We start from the raw sequence: 17,686 nt of genomic DNA, 5'->3' as shown, positions 1-17,686 counted from the left end.
CCTAGAGCAGCTCGACAGCCAGCGCGGTCGCCTCGCCGCCGCCAATGCACAGTGCGGCCATGCCCTTCTTGAGACCGCGCTTCCTCAGCGCACCCAGCAGCGTGACGACAATGCGCGCGCCGCTGGCACCGATGGGGTGACCCAGTGCCACGGCGCCGCCGTGCACGTTGACGATCTCGTGAGGCAGCTTGAACTCGGCCATGGCAGCCATCGTGACGGCAGCAAAGGCCTCGTTCACTTCCCACAGGTCCACGTCGCCGGCCTGCCAGCCGGCTTTGGCCAGTGCCTTCTGGATAGCGCCGACCGGGGCGGTCGTGAACCAGTCCGGGGCCTGGGCGTGCACCGCATGGCTGACAACGCGGGCGATGGGCCTCAGGCCGCGTGCCTTGGCCGTGCTCTCACGCATCAGCACCAGCGCCGCCGCGCCGTCGGAAATGCTGGACGAGGTGGCTGCCGTGATGGCACCGTCCTTCTTGAACGCAGGCTTGAGCGTGGGGATCTTGTCGAGCTTGGCCTTGAAGGGCTGCTCGTCGAACTTGATGACGGTATCGCCCTTCGGGCTGGACAGCGTCACGGGCGCCATCTCCCAGTCGAAGCTGCCGTCCTCATTGGCGGCCTTGGCGCGCTGCGTGGATGAGATGGCGTACTGGTCCATGGCCTCGCGGCTGAAGGCGTACTTGGTCACGCACTGCTCGGCGAACACGCCCATGGCCTTGCCACGCTCGTAGGCGTCTTCCAGTCCGTCCAGAGCCATGTGGTCGTAGACGGCGCTGGCGCCGTACTTGATACCCTTGCGCGCGAACATCAGGTGAGGCGCGTTGGTCATGCTCTCCATGCCGCCGGCAACCATGACCTCGGCCGATCCAGCAGCCAGCATGTCGTGAGCGAACATCATCGTGCGCATGCCAGAGCCGCACATCTTGCTCAGCGTAACGGCGCCGGCCGAATCAGGCAGGCCGGCCTTGCGCAGCGCCTGGCGCGCGGGCGCCTGGCCCTGACCGGCCATCAGACAGTTGCCCATCAGCACCTCGTCGACAGCGTCACCGGGCACGCCGGCGCGCTCCACGGCCGCCCTGATCGCGACGGCGCCAAGTTCCCAGCCGGCAAGGCCGGCGAAATCACCCAACAAGCCGCCAATGGGGGTGCGGGCGGCCGAGACGATGACTACTGAGTCGGACATGATCTGTACTCCGTTGGAAACTCCGAGGTGCCATTGTGGCGCCGCTCTGCCAGCGTTGCGGCCGGGGTGACCCATTGCCTGGCTCGGTCACCAGGATTCCCGCGACCAGACCGATCCCGGCCGGCTACGGACAGGCCGGCTACGGCAGCATCGTATGGTGACTAGCGCGGCGGGCGGCCACAGTCCTGCCCGCGCGCCTCGGGCGAGAGACGACGCGTGGCGTGGCAGAGCTCGCGCCAGAACTCGGCCACGAAGCCCGGATGCTCGGCATGGACCGCACGGCTGGCGGGGGCGAAGTACGGTTGCCGCTCGACCAGCGGCGCCAACTCCACCAGAGCGTCATCACCACTCAGTTGCGTCGGCGGCAGCGACTCGCGCGCGCTCAGCAGCAGCTCGAAGCGGCGTGCGCGCAGGGCCAGTACGCTGGTCTCGAACGAGCTCGCCGCCTCGACCGTCCAATGCCGGTCGCGCGCCAGCGATTCCTGCACGGAACCCGCGACCACGCCGACGCGCACGCCAGCGGCCAGGGTGTTGCCGTCCCAGGCCTTGAGCGCCGGGCTACCTGCCAGGCCGTAAAGGGCAAGGTGACCGACGACGGGCGCCCAACTGGCGTCGGCGCGGCCAGAGGACTCGACGGGGAAGCGCATGCTGCGCAGCCGCTCGGCGGTGGCGCTGAAGAACAGGGCGAACTCCAGCTCCCCCACTTCCAGGCCACGCAGCAGGCGCCGCCCGGGCAGGCGCACCAACTCGGCCGTGCAACCCAGGCGCCGCAACGCGTCACGCGCGGCCTGCACGGCCCAACCTGGCGGGTCCTGGAAACCCGGGCCGTGGCCAAGCAGCATCGGCGGCAGCGGAACGTCCCCGAAGCCGATGCGCAGCGTCTTTGGGCAGGGCGCGGCAAGGGCCGGCAGACAGGCCGCCGCCCACAGCAGTGCGCCCAGCAGCGTCCGCATCAGCGGTAGAAAGCCTCGACCGCGCCTTTGAGCTTGATGCACAACGGCCGCCCCTTGCGGTCCAGGGTCTTGCCGGCAGGCACCTTGATCCAGCCTTCGCTGATGCAGTACTCCTCGACGTCGTGGCGCTCCTTGCCGTTGAAGCGGATGCCAATGTCGTGCTCAAAAACGGCCGCAACGTGGTGCGGGCTGCGCGGGTCCACGCTGAGATGGTCGGGCAGGTCGGGGCGGGTGTCGGTCATATGCGGTTGGCGAAGGTTTGCTGCCCCGATTGTCGTCGTGCGCCGGGTTAACCCCCCATGCCGAGCGGCACCCCCCGCACAAACCGCGACACTGTGCGACGTCCCATTCAGGAGAACCCATGTTGAAGACCACCCGCCGCGCGGCGATGGGCGTGCTGGCTACCGCCGGCCTCGTGCTCACCGGCGCCTTCGCACATGCAGCGCCCTCGGCCGCGCCGGCTGCCGACCGCTGGCAGATCCCCGTCCACACCAAGCACCTCGCCAACGGCCTGACCGTCGTCGTCTCGCCCGACCCCAGCAGCCCGACGGTGGGCATCAGCGTCGTCTACAAGGTGGGCATGCGGCTGGAGCCCAGGAATCGCACCGGCTTCGCGCACCTGTTCGAGCACCTGATGTTCCAAGGGACGCCAACGGCTCCCAAGGGCGTGTTTGACAAAGTCATCACGTCCGGCGGCGGCAACAACAATGGCTCGACCCGCCCCGACTTCACGAACTACATAGAAACAGCGCCGTCCTCGGCGCTGGAGTCCATGCTGTGGCTGGAAGCCGACCGCATGAAGACACTGGACTTCAACCCCGCGACGCTGAAGAACCAGCAGGACGTGGTCAAGGAGGAGATCCGCGTCAACGTGCAGAACCAGCCCTATGGCGGCTTCATGTGGCTCGACATCTCGGCCCTGGCCTTCGACAAGTGGGAGAACGCTCACGACGGCTATGGCAGCTTCGTGGACCTGGAAAACGCCAACCTTGACGATGTGCGCGCGTTCCACCGCGACTTCTACGGCCCGAACAACGCGGTGCTGTCCATCGCTGGCGACGTCACTCCGGCCCAAGGCTTCGCGCTGGCCGAGAAGTACTTCGGCAAGATTGCGGCGCGCCCCACGCCCAAGCCTACAGACTTCAGCGAAGGCCTCAACACCAAGGAGCGCCGCCTGACGCAGCCCGACAAGCTGGCACAAGTGCCCGCCATAGCCGCCGCATGGAAGCTTCCAGCCCGGGCGAGCAAGGACCAGGCTCCATTCGCGGTCCTGGGCCAATTGCTGGCCGGTGGCGACGCATCGCGCCTGTACCAGGGCCTGGTCAAGGGCCGCGAGCTGGCGCTGAACCTTGACTCGCTCTACGGCCTGACCAGCATCTGGGAATACGATGGCCCTAGCCTCTTCACCATCTTCGCGCTCTACAAGCCGACGACGAATGCCGACGCACTACTGGCCGCGATGGACGAGGAGATCGCCCGCATCGTCAAGGATGGCGTCAGCGACGCGGAGCTGAAGAACCTCAAGACCGCGCTGCTGGCCGACTGGTACAACGACCTGGAGATGTTCCTGCGTCGCGCTGACCGCCTGGCCAAGCTGCAGGCCTTGTGGGGCGATGCAGGCGTCGTCAACCAGGTACCTGGCTGGATCGCCGCCGTGACCTCGGCCGACGTGCAGCGCGTGGCCGCCGCCTACCTGACCACGGCCAACCGCTCGGTCATCGACCGCAAGCCGGCCGCCATGCTCGCTGCGCCCGCCTCCGCCCAGCCGGCTTCGCAAGCCGCCTCCAAGCCCTGATGCCGAAGGATCGATGACGATGACAACCGCAAACCCCTCCTTCCGCCTCGGCCTGTTGGCTGCCGCCTGCGTATTGGCCGGTGCGGCCCATGCAGCCAGCGTCGCACTGCCCGCCGACCTGCCGCCCTTCGGCCAGGACAAGCCGCTGGCCGTACCCAAGATCACGCAGCAGACACTGCCCAACGGGCTGCAGGTCTGGGTAGTGCCACGCAACGGCATCCCGCGCGTGGACTTCGTGCTCGCCGTGCGCGGTGCCGGCTTCGGCGCCGACACGCCTGACGAGCCGGGCCGCGCCAAGCTGTTGGCCGGCCTGCTGTCCGGCGGCACTGCCAAGCTCAGCTCCAAGCAGATTGCCGAGGCCGCCCAAGCCATGGGCGGCGCGCTGTCCGCTGGCGCGAGCAACGACGGCATCAGCGTATCGGCCTATGCGCTGGCCTCGCACGCGGGTGAGATGAGCAAGCTGCTGGCCGACGTGGCCCGCAAGCCGGCCTTCCCCGAGAACGAGGTGCAGCTTGCCAAGACCAATGCGCTGCAGGGCCTGAAGGCCAGCAGCACGCAACCCGCTTTCCGTGCTGCCAAGGCGCTGGACGGCGCCATCTATGGCGGCCACGCCTACGGCCGCACGCAGGAGACCGAGGCCGCCATCAGCAGCTTGAGCGCCGATGGCCTGCGTGCCGAGCACGCACGCCGATTCCGGCCCGACCGGGCGCTGCTGGTCATCACCGGCCGCATCGACGCCACCGCAGCACTGAGGCTCGCCCGCGAAGCCTTCGGCGACTGGAAGGCCGCGGGTGAAGCGCCGGCCGATCTCACTGCTCCGCCCGCGGCCATGCCGGTACAGCGCCTGCTGCTGGAACGCCCTGGGAGCGTGCAGGCCACGCTGCGTCTGGGTCGCCCCGGCATGGCCGCCAGCGGCGATGAACAGATCGCCCTGCGCCTCACTGGCACCATCCTCGGCACCGGTTTCTCGAGCCGCATCAACCAGAACCTGCGCGAAGAAAAGGGCTATACCTACGGCGCCCGCGCGGGTGCGGTGTCGTCCCGCGTGGGCGGCGCCATCACCGGCGGCGCCGACGTGCGCAATGAGGTGACTGGCGCGTCCATCACCGAGTACGTCAATGAGTACCGCCGCATTGGCGCAGAGCCGGTGCCCGAGGCCGAAATGGCGATGAACAAGCGCTACATGGCCGGCAGCTACCTCGTCAGCACTCAGCTGCAGGGCTCGGTGGCGCGGCAACTGGCGGGCAACTGGCTGGTGGGCCTGCCGGCGGACTTCCTCGGCAAGTTCGTGCCTGCGCTGCAGAAGGTCTCGGCCGCCGAGGTGCAGGCCATGGGCAAGAAGTACTTCAACCCCGACGAGCAGAGCTGGGTGGTTGTCGGCGACCCGGAGAAGATCGGTGAGCAGCTGAAGGCCTTCGGGGAGTTCAAGGTCTACAAGCCCTGAGCCCGGGCGCGGGCCGCCGGCCTCGGTGGTCGGCACCCGCGCCGCCACCCTGCGCGCGCCGACCGGAGGCGCCAGTCATGTGCGCGGAGTCCTTGCCGACGCGAATGAGCTTCGCGCCTCTCGCAACCTGGCGCTTCATGCAGGCAGCACCGCCGCAGGTTCCGCCGGTGGAGTGGCGGGACATCGCCTCGCACCGGGCCAAGGCGACGGTCAGGGCCGGCCGCATGGGCGCGGTCGAGATCGTGCCGCTAAAAGCCGGCGCGGAGCGCCGCGTCCAGCGTATCTTGGTGCGGGTCGTCCCCCAGGCGCCATACGGCGCGCACTGCCAACTGGGCGGCCACGAGCTCCGGCAGACCTCTCCTTCGACGGGACACGTCCGGCCTCGTCAGCCGCCGTTGCCGCGTGCGGCTACACGCCCGCAGCCGCAGAGAAGCGTCGCGACGAGTCGTAGGGAAATACGTCATGCACCTGGCCCGCGAGGATGCGCGCCTTTTGGGCCTGCCAGAAGCCTGCGTCTAGCAAGTCGGCGTGGTGCCGCATGAAGCATGCGCGCACCCGCGGATCGCCGAGCAGGAAGGGTGCGAAAGTCTCCGGAAACACGTCGCGGGGCGCCACTGGGTACCAGACCTCGCCTGACATCTCCTCTTCCTCGTTGCGTGGCTCGGGTACACGCCGGAAGTTGCAGTCGCTCAGGTACTCGATCTCGTCATAGTCGTAGAAAACGACCTTGCCGTGCCGAGTCACGCCGAAGTTCTTCCACAGCATGTCGCCGGGGAAGATGTTGGCGGCCACAAGATCCTTGATCGCGTTGCCGTACTCGATGACCGCATGCTCCAGCTGCGCCGGCGTTGCTTCCTGCAGGTAGATGTTGAGCGGCACCATGCGGCGCTCGATGTAGAGGTGGCGGATGACGAGGTCGCCGCCTCTCTCCTCGATCAGGCTGGGGCAGAAATGCTTCAGCTCGGCGATCAACTCCTCCTCGAAGCGCTGGCGCGGGAAAGCCACCCGCGTGTACTCAAGCGTGTCGGCCATCCGGCCCACGCGATCGTGGGTTTTTACGAGTAGGTACTTGCGCTGGATCTGCTCCCGGGTAGTGTCCTTCTGCGGCGGATAGAAGTCCTTGATGACCTTGAAGACAAACGGGAAGCTCGGCAGGTCGAACACCAGCATGACCATGCCCTTGATGCCCGGCGCGATGCGGAACTTGTCCGACGAGTGGCGCAGGTGGGAGAGGAAATCGCGGTAGAACAGGTTCTTGCCCTGCTTCTGCAGGCCCAACGCCGAGTAGATCTCGGAGCGCGGCTTGCGCGGCATCAGCGAGCGCAAGAACTGCACGTAGGCGCTGGGCACCTCCATATCGACGAGGAAGTAGGCACGGGCAAAGCTGAAGAGCGCCAGCAGGTCGTCCTCGCCGAACAAGGCCGCATCAATGACGAGGCGGCCGTCGTCACTGCGCAGGATAGGCAGCGCGAACGGCGTCTCGCTGAAGCCGTTGATGATCTTGCCGACGACGTAGGCGCCCTTGTTGCGGTAGAACAGGCTCGACAGCACCTGCAGCTGGAAGTTGGCGCGCAGGCGGAAGTCGCCTAGCTGGCGCTGCACGGCGTCCAGCACATGCGCGACGTCGGCCTCCAGGTCCTGGAAATCGCCATCAAGCTGGAAGTTGGTGATGATGCGTCGTATCGTGTCGCGCAGCCTGTCCGGCGCGGGGTAATAGGCGCGGTAGGTGGGCAGGGCAGCCGGCGCATCGTTCTCGATGTACTCGGTTGAGATGGCCGGCCGCACGAAGATGAATTCGTTGTGGAAGTAGGCGTGGTGCAGGATGCGCGTGCACACCGAGTTGAAGAAGGTCTCGGCGAGTTCCGGCTGGCGGTGGTCGGTCAGCAGACCGATGTAGTGCAGCTTGACCTGCTGCCAGACGGCCATGGGCAGCGTGGACGCCGCGAAACGCTGCTCCAGAAGCGCCGTGGCCTCTGCCACGCGGGCGTCGTAGAACTCGATGCGCTCGCGCTGCGCCCGCTGCTGCCCCTTCCAGTCGCCATGCTCGAAGCGCCGCTTGGCCTCGGCGGACGTGGCGCGGAACAGCTTGTAGTGCTTGTCGAAACCACCCAGCAGCGCCTGGGCGATGTCGAAGGCACGGGTGTCGGTCAGCTGGGTCGGGAACACCATGCCCCGACTCTATCCAGCTGGCGCCGTCAGCCGGCCGCGCCGTAGCGCGCCTTGACGCTCGCCAGCGCGCGCCGGTAGGCGGGCTCGACGTCCTCGGCCCGGGCAGCGGTGATATTCAGGTCGTCCAGCAGGCCGTTGTGCAGGCCATAGACCCAGCCGTGCACGACGATCTCCTGGTCGCGAGTCCAGGCATCCTGGACCACCGTCGTGCGGCAGGCATTGCGCGCCTGCTCCAGCACGTTCAACTCGCAGAGCGCGTCGACGCGCCGAGCCTCGGGCAGGCTGTCCAGCCAGGCCTGATGGTCGTTGCGCACATCCTGCACGTGCCGGATCCAGTTGTCGGCCAGGCCAACGCGGATGTCGTACAGCGCCGCGCGCACACCACCGCAATTGCTATGGCCCACGATGATGATGTGGCGCACCTTGAGCTGGTCCACGGCGAACTGCATGACGGACAGGCAGTTCAGGTCCGAGTGCACGACGACGTTGGCGACGTTGCGGTGCACGAACAGCTCGCCCGGCAGCAGGTCCACCAGCTCGTTGGCCGGCACGCGGCTGTCGGCGCAGCCTATCCAAAGGTACTGGGGCGTCTGCTGCTTGAGCAGGCGCGAGAAGAAGCCGGGCGACTGGGCCTCGGTCTCGGCGGCCCAGCGCTTGTTGTTGTCGAGCAGGTCCTGCAGCTGATGGTTGGTCGTCGTCATGCCGACATTGTCGCGGGGCTGCTCCATTGGCGCATCAGGTCCAGAGAAACACCCATGCCGCCACAGACTTCGACGAGTACGCGGCTGTAGGAGCGGGCGTGGCGATCCACGGCCGCGAGGGCCGCGCCGCAGGCCGGCTCGACCAGCACGCGCTGCGCATCGCTGAAGCGCAGGCAGGCAGCGGTGGCCTCGGCGTCGCTGACCTGTACGGCAATCGTCGGATGCGAGCGGGCGCGTTCGAAGGTTTCAGCGGCCACGCGACGCGCGCCCAGCGAGGTCGCGATCGAAGTGATGGCCGGCAACGTGACCAGTTCACCGGCGCTGAGGCTGGCCTGGAGGCTCGCTGCGCCCTGGGTTTCGACGGCGATGACCGGCACATGGTGCAGGCCATGGCGGCGCAGGCCTTCGACAATGCCGCAGAACAGGCCGCCGCCGCCCACGGCCGTGACAACCGCGTCGAAGGCCAGTCCTGCGTCGACAACTTCGTCGATCAGCGTCGCGTGGCCGGCCCACAGCAACGGGTGGTCGAAAGGATGCACATAGGCCGCGCCACGCTCGGCAGCCAGCTTCAGCGCGAACTCGTGCGCCTCGTCCCAGACGCTGCCATGGCGCAACACCTCGGCGCCCCGCGCGGCCAACTGCCCGGCGACGGCAGCGCTGGTGGTCATCGGCAGCACGATGGCCACCGGCAAGCCGAGCGCAGCGGCCGCATGCGTTGCTGCGAAGCCGGCGTTGCCGCCCGATGCGCAGACGATGGCCTTCGCGCCGTCCGCCGCCGACTGCTGCACGAGCCGCCCCACGCCGCGCAGCTTGAAGCTGCCACTGGGCTGTAGTGCGTCCATCTTCAACCAGACCTCAGGATGGTCGAAGAGCCCGGGCGCTGCACGCAGCAGCGGCGTGTTGAGGTGCAGCAGCTTCATGCTCACATCGTTTCGGCGAACAGCTCGCGGCCGATCAGCATGCGCCGGATCTCGGACGTGCCTGCGCCGATCTCGTAGAGCTTCGCGTCACGCCACAGCCGGCCCAGCGGGTACTCGTTGATGTAACCGTTGCCGCCGAAGATCTGCACGCCCTCTCCGGCCATCCAGGTAGCCTTCTCGGCGGTCCACAGGATGACCGAGGCACAGTCCTTGCGCACCTGGCGCACATGCTCGGCGCCAAGCAAATCCAGGTTCTTGGCCACCGTGTAGGCGAAGCTGCGCGCTGCCTGCAACACGGTGTACATGTCGGCCACCTTGCCCTGGATGAGCTGGAACTCGCCGATGCTCTGGCCGAACTGCTTGCGGTCGTGGATATAGGGCACCACGTTGTCCATGACCGACTGCATGATGCCCAGCGGCCCGCCCGTCAGCACGGCGCGCTCGTAGTCCAGGCCCGACATCAATACCTTGGCGCCGCCGTTCACTGCGCCTAGCACGTTCTCGGCCGGCACCTCGACGTTGTTGAACACCAGCTCACCAGTATGCGAGCCACGCATGCCCAGCTTGTCCAGCTTCTGGGCAATGGAGAAACCCCTCATGCCCTTCTCGATGAGGAAGGCGGTCACGCCGCGGGCGCCCAGCTCCGGCTCGGTCTTGGCGTAGACCACCAGCGTATCGGCGTCCGGACCATTGGTAATCCACATCTTCGTGCCGTTGAGAAGGTAGTGGCTGCCCTTGTCCTCGGCCCTGAGCTTCATGCTGATGACGTCCGAGCCCGCGCCAGGCTCGCTCATCGCGAGGGCTCCGACATGCTCGCCGGAGATCAGCTTGGGCAGGTACTTGGCGCGCTGCGCGTCATTGCCGTTGCGCTTGATCTGGTTCACGCACAGGTTGCTGTGCGCGCCGTAGGACAGCCCCACCGAGGCACTCGCGCGGCTGATCTCCTCCATGGCCACCATGTGGGCCAGATAGCCCATGTTGGCGCCACCGTACTGCTCGGGCACGGTGATGCCAAGCACGCCCACCTCGCCCATCTTGCGCCACAGATCCATCGGGAACTGGTCACTGCGGTCGATCTCGGCCGCACGCGGCGCAATCTCCGCCTCAGCGAAGGCGCGCACCGCGTCGCGCAGCGCGTCGATGTCGTCACCGAGCTGGAAGTTCAGACCGGGCAGATTCATGGATGTCTCCTGTCCGCCCGGCAGCGCTAGGCGCGGGCGCTCTTGATTGACGTAAACGTCAACTGTAGCAAGGGGCCCGCAGCCGGCCCTCAGCCGTCGCTGCGGCTGGCCTGCGGGAGCAGGCGCCGCACCAGCGGATGGGCGATCTTCTTGTCAGTACCAATCGCGTAGAAGGCCTCCTCCACGCCGTCGCAGTCGCCGACACGCACCAGCCCGTCGCGCTCGACCAGCTTGTCGCTCATCAGCGCCGCAGCGGGGAAGGCGCCCATGCCAGCCGCGCCGAATGTGGCAAGCAAGGCGCTGTCCTCGAACTCGCCAGCGATGCGGCCACGCACGCCATGGCGCTCCAGCCACTGGTCCAGGCGCGAGCGCACCGCCGCGTGGGCCGTGGGCAGCAGCAGCGGCACATCGGCCAGCGAGGCCGGGAAGTCGCGGGCGGCCGCGTCGGCCCACTGCCGGCTGGCGAACCAAGCCATGGGCGAGCTGCCCAGCGCATGGCTGTAGACACGCAGGTTCGGGTTGGGCGGAGCGGGACGGTCGGCCAACACCACGTCCAGCCGGTGCAACGCCAGATCGCCCAGCAAGTCGTCGAACTCGTCCTCATGGCACAGCAGGCGCAGGTGGGGCGTGTCTATGATGGGCTGCAGCAGCCTCTGCACGACGAGCTTGGGCAGGCCGTCGGAGATGCCCACCACCAGCCGCACGGCCGGCGTGGTGGCAGCGTCGCGCACGCGCTCCGGCAACGTCTCGCCGATCTGGAAGATCTGCTCCGCCACCTCCAGCGCCGCCTGGCCCGCGTCGGTCAGCGCCAGTCCACGGCCGGCCGGCTTTAGTAGCGCGGCGCCCAGAACCTGCTCCAGCTCCCGCACCTGCGTGGACACCGTCTGCACCGACAGCCCCAGCTTGGCGGCGGCGCGCGTGAGCCCGCCCTCCTTGGCGACGACCCAGAAGTAGTAGAGATGGCGGTAGCTGTAGCTCAGGCTCATGACGAACTCAACAAGTAATTCCGAAGAAACACTTCTCGATTCTCTGCTTTTATTTGATGACTTGGCTGACTACCCTGCAGGCGTCTTTTTGTCACCGGAGGTCTGCCATGCAAACCCACCCCACCGTCGTTGCCCTGCCGCAAGGCGCCGCGCTCGACCGCGGCACCGCCCATCGCGTGCTTCGCAACACCTATGCCCTGTTGTCGATGACGCTGCTGTTCAGCGCCGCCGTCGCAACGGCCGCCGTCGCCTTCAGCCTCCCCTCGCCCGGCATCATCCTGACGCTGATCGCCTATTTCGGCCTGCTGTTCGGCATCCACAAGCTGAAGAATCGCGGTGCCGCCGTGGGTCTGGTGTTCGCGCTGACCGGCTTCATGGGCTGGACGCTGGGCCCGCTCCTGTCGCGCACGCTGGCGCTGCCGTCCGGCGGCCAGGCCGTGGTGCTGGCACTGGGTGCCACCGGCGCCGTCTTCCTGGCGCTTTCGGCCTATGCAACGACGACCAAGCGCGACCTGTCCTGGATGGGTGGCTTCCTGTTCGCCGGCATGATCGTCGCCGTGCTGGCCGGCCTGGCCGCGATCTTCTTTCAGATCCCCGCGCTGGCGTTGACGGTCTCCGCCGTGGTCGCGCTGTTGTCGGCCGGCCTGATCCTCTACGAGACGCAGCAGATCGTGAACGGCGGCGAGACCAACTACGTGCTCGCCACCGTCAGCCTGTTCGTGTCTATCTTCAACCTGTTCACGAGCCTGCTGCACCTGTTCGGCTTCATGGGCTCGGACGACTGAGGCCCGTCGACCGGCTTGGGGTGGCTCTGCGCCGGGCCCACCAAGCCGGTTCGAATCAGGGCTGCTTTTTCAGCAGCCAGGCGTAGAGGCCAACGCCCAGGCCCGCAAAGGCCAGCAGACCCAGCAACTGGCCGGCGGCGGCGAAGCCCTCGCCCACCAGCGCCAGCGGCGCGCCCTGGCCCGAGAACACAACTACCGCCGCGAGGACGACGCCCAACAGCCCCTCGCCGACGATCAGCCCGGAGGCCAACAGCACACCTAGTTGCTTGGTGCCCTCCGGGTCACGCTTGGCGGCGGCGCGGCGCTCGAACCACCAGCCGGCGACGGCGCCGACAACAATCATCAGCGTGCTGTTCATGGGCAGATAGATGCCCAGCCCCACAGCCAGCGGGGCCAGGTGAGCGCGGCCGCCGCTGGCGCGTTTCAACGCCTCGTCGATGGCGATGCAGGCCAGGCCAATGGCCGCACCCAGGCCAATCAGGTTCCAGTTCAGATCGCCCTGGATGACGCCTTTGGCCAGCGCCGAGATCAGTGCCGCCTGCGGGGCGGCCAGCGCCGTCTTGGGGTCCGCGCCCGGCATGCCGGCAAAGCCGTAGGCCTTGTTCAGAAGGTCAAGCACCGGCGGGATGACCAGGGCGCCGGCGACGACGCCGACGATGAGCGCCACCTGCTGGCGCCATGGCGTCGCGTCGACCAGTTGGCCAGTCTTCAGGTCCTGCAGGTTGTCGTTGGAAATGGTCGCAACGGCGAACACAACGGCCGTCACGAACAGAGCGAACGCCACCAGTGCCTGGCCGGCTGACGCTGGCAGCAACGGTTTGACAATGAGGGCCAACAGCAGGGACACGCCGATGACGACCAGGATGCCCACGCCCGACAACGGGCTGTTGGACGAGCCGATCAGGCCGGCCATGTAGCCGCACACTGCCGCGACGAAGAAACTCATGAGCACGATGTAGACCAGGCCGCCGACGACCAGCAGGCCCAATTGGTCGGCCAGGCCTGCACTGGTGGCGAAGCTGGACAGCATGAAGCCGATGGGCAACATGCAAGCCAGCGTGACAAGGCCCACGGTACCGATGGGAATGTCGCGCTCGGTGCGCGGCAGCGTGTCACCTTGGCCGGCACGGCGCACGCGCGCCGACATTGCAGCCGAGTGCAGGCCGGCGACCACGGGCTTGGCCAGCTTGAGCAGGGTCCAGATCGCAGCGACGGCGATGCAGCCGGCACCGATGAAGCGCACCTGCTTGCTCCAGGCGAACATCGCGACGGCCTCGGCAGGGCCATCCACCCCCTGGGTCAGCCAGGGCACGCCGCCCAGCCAGGCGATGCAGGCGCCTGCGAGGATCGCGATGCCCACCCACAAGCCCACCAGATGGCCCACGGCCAGCAGCGCGAAGCTGAAATTCAGGTCATAGCCCGTTGCCGGTCCCGCGCCGTTCCGGTCACCGCCCGGCAGGCGGAAGTACTGCGCCAAATTGGCCGCGAAGACCTGCGTGGCGATGACGAGGCTGAAGCCTGCAGACACGATGCCGCCGACCACGATGGCCGCAAGCCCCCGGCGGTTGGCCTCGCCGCTTCCGCTGGCATGGCCCACCTTGAGCACTTCGGCGCAGGCCACGCCTTCGGGGTAGGGCAGCGGCGAGTTGGTCACCAGCGCGCGGCGCAGCGGAATGGAGTACATGACGCCCAGGATGCCTCCCAAAGCGCACAGCGTTGTCGACATCCAGTAGGGGAAGCCCGTCCACCAGCCGATCATGACAAGGCCAGGCAGCACGAAGATGATCGACGACAGCGTGCCCGCCGACGAGGCGATGGTCTGCACGATGTTGGTCTCTCCAATGGAGTTGCCTGCCGCGCGGCGCAGCAGGGCCATGGCGATGACCGCGGCCGGAATGGAGGTCGCAAACGTCAGGCCGGCCTTGAGGCCGAAGTAGACGTTGGCGGCCGTGAAGACCAGCGTGATGAGAATGCCCAGCACGATGCCGCGCAAGGTCAATTCAGTGCCCAGGGCGGGCGTGGCGGGCGGTGAGGTGCTCATGCGTCTGGAGAGGAGAAGGATTGGGGCCGGGTCCGGCGAGGTGCGCATCATCGCGGCAGCCCGCACGCCCTCCGGCGCCGGATAACCCTAGACCGCAGCCAATTGACGTTAACGTCAATTGGAGACCTAGAATCGTGCCGAGCAAGGAGACAGCCATGACCGATCTCGCCGCCGACTACAAGGCGCTGGCCGAATATCGCCCGACCCACAAGGTCCGTTTCGTCACCGCCGCCAGCCTGTTCGACGGGCATGACGCCGCCATCAACATCATGCGCCGCATCCTGCAAGGCATGGGCGCCGAGGTCATCCACCTCGGGCACAACCGCTCGGTGGACGAGGTCGTCACGGCGGCGCTGCAGGAAGACGCCCAGGGCATCGCCATCAGCTCCTATCAGGGCGGCCATGTCGAGTACTTCAAGTACATGGTGCAGCTTCTGAAGGAGCGAGGCGGCGAGCACATCCAGGTGTTCGGTGGCGGCGGTGGCGTGATCGTGCCGGCCGAGATCCGAGAGCTGGCCGAACATGGCGTGCGCATCTTCAGCCCCGAGGACGGCCAGCGCATGGGCCTGGCGGGCATGATCGGCGAGATGGTTATGAAGGCCGACCAGGACTTCAGCGCCTACGCACCGCAGAGCCTGTCGGCCATAACCGGCCATTCCGAAGCGGCCTGGCGTTCGTTGGCCCAGCTGCTGACGGCGCTGGAGAACGGCAAGGCCGACGCCGCCGTCGTGGATACGCTGCGCGAGCAGGCCTCGGCGCTCAAAACCCCGGTGCTGGGCATCACCGGCACCGGCGGTGCCGGCAAGTCCAGCCTGACCGACGAGCTGATCCGCCGCCTGCGGCTTGATCAGGGCGACAGCCTGCGTGTAGCCCTGATCTCCATCGATCCCTCGCGCCGCAAGAGCGGCGGCGCGCTGCTGGGTGACCGCATCCGCATGAACGCCATATCGCCGTGGAGCCAGGGGCCGCGTGTCTTTATGCGCTCGCTAGCCACACGCGACTTCGGCTCGGAAATCTCCCCCGCCCTGCCCGATGTCATCGCCGCGGCCAAGGCCGCGGGGTTCGATCTGGTCATCGTCGAGACTTCCGGCATCGGCCAGGGCGATGCGGCCATCGTGCCGCTGGTGGACGTGCCCATGTATGTGATGACGCCCGAGTTCGGTGCCGCCAGCCAGCTCGAGAAGATCGACATGCTGGACTTCGCCGAATTCGTCGCCATCAACAAGTTCGACCGCAAGGGCTCGTTGGACGCGCTGCGCGATGTGTCCAAGCAGGTGCAGCGCAACCGCGAAGCCTTCAACAAGTCACCGGACGCAATGCCCGTGTTCGGCACCATGGCCAGCCGCTTCAACGATGACGGCGTGACAGCGCTCTACCAGGCACTGAAGACGCGTCTGGCCGATCTGGGATTGAAGCTCGCAGAGGGCCGCCTGCCTCCGGTAGACACTCGCCACAGCACCCACCAGACACCCATCGTGCCGCCGGCCCGCGTGCGCTACCTTGCCGACATCAGCGAGACCGTACGCAGCTACAAGGCCCGCGCCCGCAGGCAGGCCGCGCTGGCCCGTGAAATCCAGCAGTTGGAAGCCAGCCGCACTATGCTGGAGGCTGCAAACCCCGACAAGAACGGTGCTCGCACCGCGCTCGCGGAGCTGGCCGAGCAGCGGCAAGCGAGGCTGGACGGCGACGCCCGCCAGCTGCTCGCCCAGTGGCCGGACATGGTCAAGGCCTACGCCGGCGACGAGTATGTCGTGAGGATCCGGGACAAGGAGATCCGCACCGCCTTAGTCACGCAGAGCCTGTCGGGCACCAAGATCCGCAAGGTCGTACTGCCGGGCTACGAGTGCCATGGCGAACTGCTGAAGTGGCTGATGCTGGAGAACGTGCCCGGCAGCTTCCCCTACGCGGCCGGCGTGTTTGCGTTCAAACGCGAGGGCGAGGACCCGACGCGCATGTTCGCCGGAGAGGGCGACGCCTTCCGCACCAACCGCCGCTTCAAGCTGGTCAGCGAGGGCATGCCGGCCAAGCGCCTGTCCACGGCATTCGACTCGGTGACGCTGTATGGCGCCGACCCCGCGCCGCGACCGGACATCTACGGCAAGGTCGGAAACAGCGGCGTCAGCATCGCGACGCTGGACGACATGAAGGTCCTGTATGACGGCTTCGACCTGTGCAACCCCAGCACGTCAGTGTCCATGACCATCAACGGCCCCGCACCGTCCATCCTGGCGATGTTCATGAACACCGCCATCGACCAGAACCTCGCCAGGTTCAAGGCCGACAATGGCCGCGAACCCACCGCTGATGAGGCGGCCAAGATCAAGGACTGGGTGCTGGCCAATGTGCGCGGCACCGTGCAGGCCGATATCCTGAAAGAAGACCAGGGCCAGAACACCTGCATCTTCTCGACCGAGTTCAGCCTCAAGGTCATGGGCGACATCGCCGAGTATTTCGTGCACCACAACGTGCGCAACTTCTACTCCGTGTCGATCAGCGGTTATCACATCGCCGAAGCTGGCGCCAACCCGATCAGCCAGCTCGCGCTGACGCTGTCCAACGGCTTCACGTTCGTGGAAGCGTATCTGGCGCGCGGCATGCACATCGACGACTTCGCGCCCAATCTGAGCTTCTTCTTCAGCAACGGCATGGACCCCGAGTACACCGTGCTGGGCCGCGTGGCACGCCGCATCTGGGCCGTGTCCATGCGTGACCGCTACGGTGCCAATGAACGCTCGCAGAAGCTGAAATACCACGTACAAACATCGGGCCGAAGCCTGCACGCGCAGGAGATTGCGTTCAACGACATCCGCACGACGCTGCAAGCGCTGATCGCCATCTACGACAACTGCAATTCGCTGCACACCAACGCGTTCGACGAGGCGATCACGACGCCCACCGAAGACAGCGTGCGCCGCGCGATGGCCATCCAGCTCATCATCAACCGCGAGTGGGGTCTGGCCAAGAACGAGAACCCGTCGCAGGGCGCCTTCATCATCGACGAGCTGACCGAGCTGGTGGAGGAGGCGGTACTGGCAGAGTTCGAGCGCATCAGCGAGCGCGGCGGCGTGCTGGGCGCGATGGAGACCGGCTACCAGCGCGGCCGCATCCAGGAAGAAAGCCTGCACTACGAGATGTTGAAGCACACCGGCGAGTACCCCATCATCGGCGTGAACACCTTCCGCAACCCCAAGGGAGACCCGGTACCAGAGCACATTGAGCTGGCTCGCTCGACTGAAGACGAAAAGCAGTCGCAGCTGTCACGGCTGGCGGACTTCCACGATCGCCACAAGGCCCAGGCGCCCGCAATGCTGGCCAAGCTGCAACAGGCCGTCATCGAGAACCGCAACGTGTTCGAGGTACTGATGGACGCCGTGCGCGTCTGCTCGCTGGGCCAGATCACCAGCGCTCTGTTCGAGGTGGGTGGGCAGTACCGGCGCAGCATGTAGCCGCCCCGCCGGACTCCACCGCCACAGCAGAAGAAGTCCATGGGCCACGCAGAAGGTTAGCGCAGGACTGACACGGCCGGGCGAC

13 protein-coding genes are annotated in these 17,686 nt (G+C 67.0%); 4 read left to right on the top strand and 9 right to left on the bottom strand.

The genetic code is table 11. From position 1 onward, the window contains the following. Position 1 precedes the first annotated feature (1 nt). The 3 genes from QM732_RS27155 to QM732_RS27145 all read right to left on the bottom strand — a co-directional run bounded on the left by QM732_RS27155 (position 2) and on the right by QM732_RS27145 (position 2,375). Positions 2–1,180, bottom strand: coding sequence for an acetyl-CoA C-acyltransferase (locus QM732_RS27155; protein ID WP_415659205.1), 1,179 nt, complete (start codon positions 1,178–1,180; stop codon positions 2–4). Between the two features lie 161 nt (positions 1,181–1,341). Further along, on the bottom strand, positions 1,342–2,133 hold the full coding sequence (locus QM732_RS27150) for a substrate-binding periplasmic protein (RefSeq protein WP_415659204.1): 792 nt from the start codon (positions 2,131–2,133) through the stop codon (positions 1,342–1,344). Then, positions 2,133–2,375, bottom strand: a complete 243-nt coding sequence (locus QM732_RS27145) for a DUF3297 family protein (RefSeq protein ID WP_415659203.1) — start codon at positions 2,373–2,375, stop codon at positions 2,133–2,135. The genes QM732_RS27150 and QM732_RS27145 overlap by 1 nt, the downstream gene beginning before the upstream one ends. A 119-nt stretch (positions 2,376–2,494) precedes the next feature. On the opposite strand from QM732_RS27145, the gene QM732_RS27140 reads away from it, so the two are divergent. Together QM732_RS27140 and QM732_RS27135 are read left to right on the top strand one after the other, a co-directional pair. Next, the gene (locus QM732_RS27140) at positions 2,495–3,928 is read left to right on the top strand and encodes a M16 family metallopeptidase (RefSeq protein WP_415659202.1); all 1,434 of its coding nucleotides are present in this window, start codon (positions 2,495–2,497) and stop codon (positions 3,926–3,928) included. A 19-nt stretch (positions 3,929–3,947) separates the two neighbouring features. Then, entirely contained in the window at positions 3,948–5,372 is a 1,425-nt protein-coding gene (locus tag QM732_RS27135) for a M16 family metallopeptidase (protein WP_415659201.1), read from the top strand. 408 nt (positions 5,373–5,780) lie between these two features. Here QM732_RS27135 and aceK read toward each other — a convergent pair whose 3' ends face one another. The 5 genes from aceK to QM732_RS27110 form a co-directional block, all read right to left on the bottom strand. Beyond that, complete coding sequence (aceK, locus tag QM732_RS27130) at positions 5,781–7,538, bottom strand: bifunctional isocitrate dehydrogenase kinase/phosphatase (RefSeq protein ID WP_415659440.1); 1,758 nt, start codon at positions 7,536–7,538, stop codon at positions 5,781–5,783. A gap of 29 nt (positions 7,539–7,567) precedes the next feature. After that, positions 7,568–8,242, bottom strand: coding sequence for a carbonate dehydratase (can, locus tag QM732_RS27125; RefSeq protein ID WP_415659200.1), 675 nt, complete (start codon positions 8,240–8,242; stop codon positions 7,568–7,570). Further along, positions 8,239–9,162, bottom strand: coding sequence for a pyridoxal-phosphate dependent enzyme (locus QM732_RS27120; RefSeq protein WP_415659199.1), 924 nt, complete (start codon positions 9,160–9,162; stop codon positions 8,239–8,241). The genes can and QM732_RS27120 overlap by 4 nt, the downstream gene beginning before the upstream one ends. 2 nt (positions 9,163–9,164) lie before the next feature. Next, entirely contained in the window at positions 9,165–10,343 is a 1,179-nt protein-coding gene (locus QM732_RS27115; protein ID WP_415659198.1) for an isovaleryl-CoA dehydrogenase, read from the bottom strand. 89 nt (positions 10,344–10,432) lie between these two features. After that, positions 10,433–11,329, bottom strand: a complete 897-nt coding sequence (locus QM732_RS27110) for a LysR family transcriptional regulator (RefSeq protein ID WP_415659197.1) — start codon at positions 11,327–11,329, stop codon at positions 10,433–10,435. 107 nt (positions 11,330–11,436) lie between these two features. On the opposite strand from QM732_RS27110, the gene QM732_RS27105 reads away from it, so the two are divergent. Beyond that, complete coding sequence (locus QM732_RS27105) at positions 11,437–12,114, top strand: Bax inhibitor-1/YccA family protein (protein WP_415659196.1); 678 nt, start codon at positions 11,437–11,439, stop codon at positions 12,112–12,114. A 55-nt stretch (positions 12,115–12,169) separates the two neighbouring features. Here the strand turns inward: QM732_RS27105 and QM732_RS27100 are convergent, their stop codons facing one another. Then, positions 12,170–14,155 carry an OPT family oligopeptide transporter gene (locus QM732_RS27100; RefSeq protein WP_415659195.1) on the bottom strand — a complete coding sequence of 662 codons (1,986 nt, stop codon included), beginning with the start codon at positions 14,153–14,155 and terminating at the stop codon, positions 12,170–12,172. 155 nt (positions 14,156–14,310) lie between these two features. Here QM732_RS27100 and icmF point away from each other — a divergent pair, with 155 nt between their 5' ends. Continuing rightward, positions 14,311–17,601 carry a fused isobutyryl-CoA mutase/GTPase IcmF gene (icmF, locus tag QM732_RS27095; protein WP_415659194.1) on the top strand — a complete coding sequence of 1,097 codons (3,291 nt, stop codon included), beginning with the start codon at positions 14,311–14,313 and terminating at the stop codon, positions 17,599–17,601. Positions 17,602–17,686 lie beyond the last annotated feature (85 nt).

The sequence above is a fragment of the Roseateles sp. genome, assembly GCF_047654805.1.
In the GTDB taxonomy this organism is placed as follows: Bacteria; Pseudomonadota; Gammaproteobacteria; order Burkholderiales; family Burkholderiaceae_C; genus Pelomonas.
The sequence above is the reverse complement of the archived record's forward strand: the minus strand, read 5'-3'. Positions and strand labels throughout refer to the sequence as shown.

What these genes read in the sequence shown, in the direction of transcription:
- QM732_RS27155 (WP_415659205.1), bottom strand. Translation starts at nt 1,180, where the DNA reads ATGTCCGACTCAGTAGTCATCGTCTCGGCCGCCCGCACCCCCATTGGC.
- QM732_RS27150 (WP_415659204.1), bottom strand. Translation starts at nt 2,133, where the DNA reads ATGCGGACGCTGCTGGGCGCACTGCTGTGGGCGGCGGCCTGTCTGCCG.
- QM732_RS27145 (WP_415659203.1), bottom strand. Translation starts at nt 2,375, where the DNA reads ATGACCGACACCCGCCCCGACCTGCCCGACCATCTCAGCGTGGACCCG.
- QM732_RS27140 (WP_415659202.1), top strand. Translation starts at nt 2,495, where the DNA reads ATGTTGAAGACCACCCGCCGCGCGGCGATGGGCGTGCTGGCTACCGCC.
- QM732_RS27135 (WP_415659201.1), top strand. Translation starts at nt 3,948, where the DNA reads ATGACAACCGCAAACCCCTCCTTCCGCCTCGGCCTGTTGGCTGCCGCC.
- can (WP_415659200.1), bottom strand. Translation starts at nt 8,242, where the DNA reads ATGACGACGACCAACCATCAGCTGCAGGACCTGCTCGACAACAACAAG.
- QM732_RS27120 (WP_415659199.1), bottom strand. Translation starts at nt 9,162, where the DNA reads ATGAAGCTGCTGCACCTCAACACGCCGCTGCTGCGTGCAGCGCCCGGG.
- QM732_RS27115 (WP_415659198.1), bottom strand. Translation starts at nt 10,343, where the DNA reads ATGAATCTGCCCGGTCTGAACTTCCAGCTCGGTGACGACATCGACGCG.
- QM732_RS27110 (WP_415659197.1), bottom strand. Translation starts at nt 11,329, where the DNA reads ATGAGCCTGAGCTACAGCTACCGCCATCTCTACTACTTCTGGGTCGTC.
- QM732_RS27105 (WP_415659196.1), top strand. Translation starts at nt 11,437, where the DNA reads ATGCAAACCCACCCCACCGTCGTTGCCCTGCCGCAAGGCGCCGCGCTC.
- QM732_RS27100 (WP_415659195.1), bottom strand. Translation starts at nt 14,155, where the DNA reads ATGAGCACCTCACCGCCCGCCACGCCCGCCCTGGGCACTGAATTGACC.
- icmF (WP_415659194.1), top strand. Translation starts at nt 14,311, where the DNA reads ATGACCGATCTCGCCGCCGACTACAAGGCGCTGGCCGAATATCGCCCG.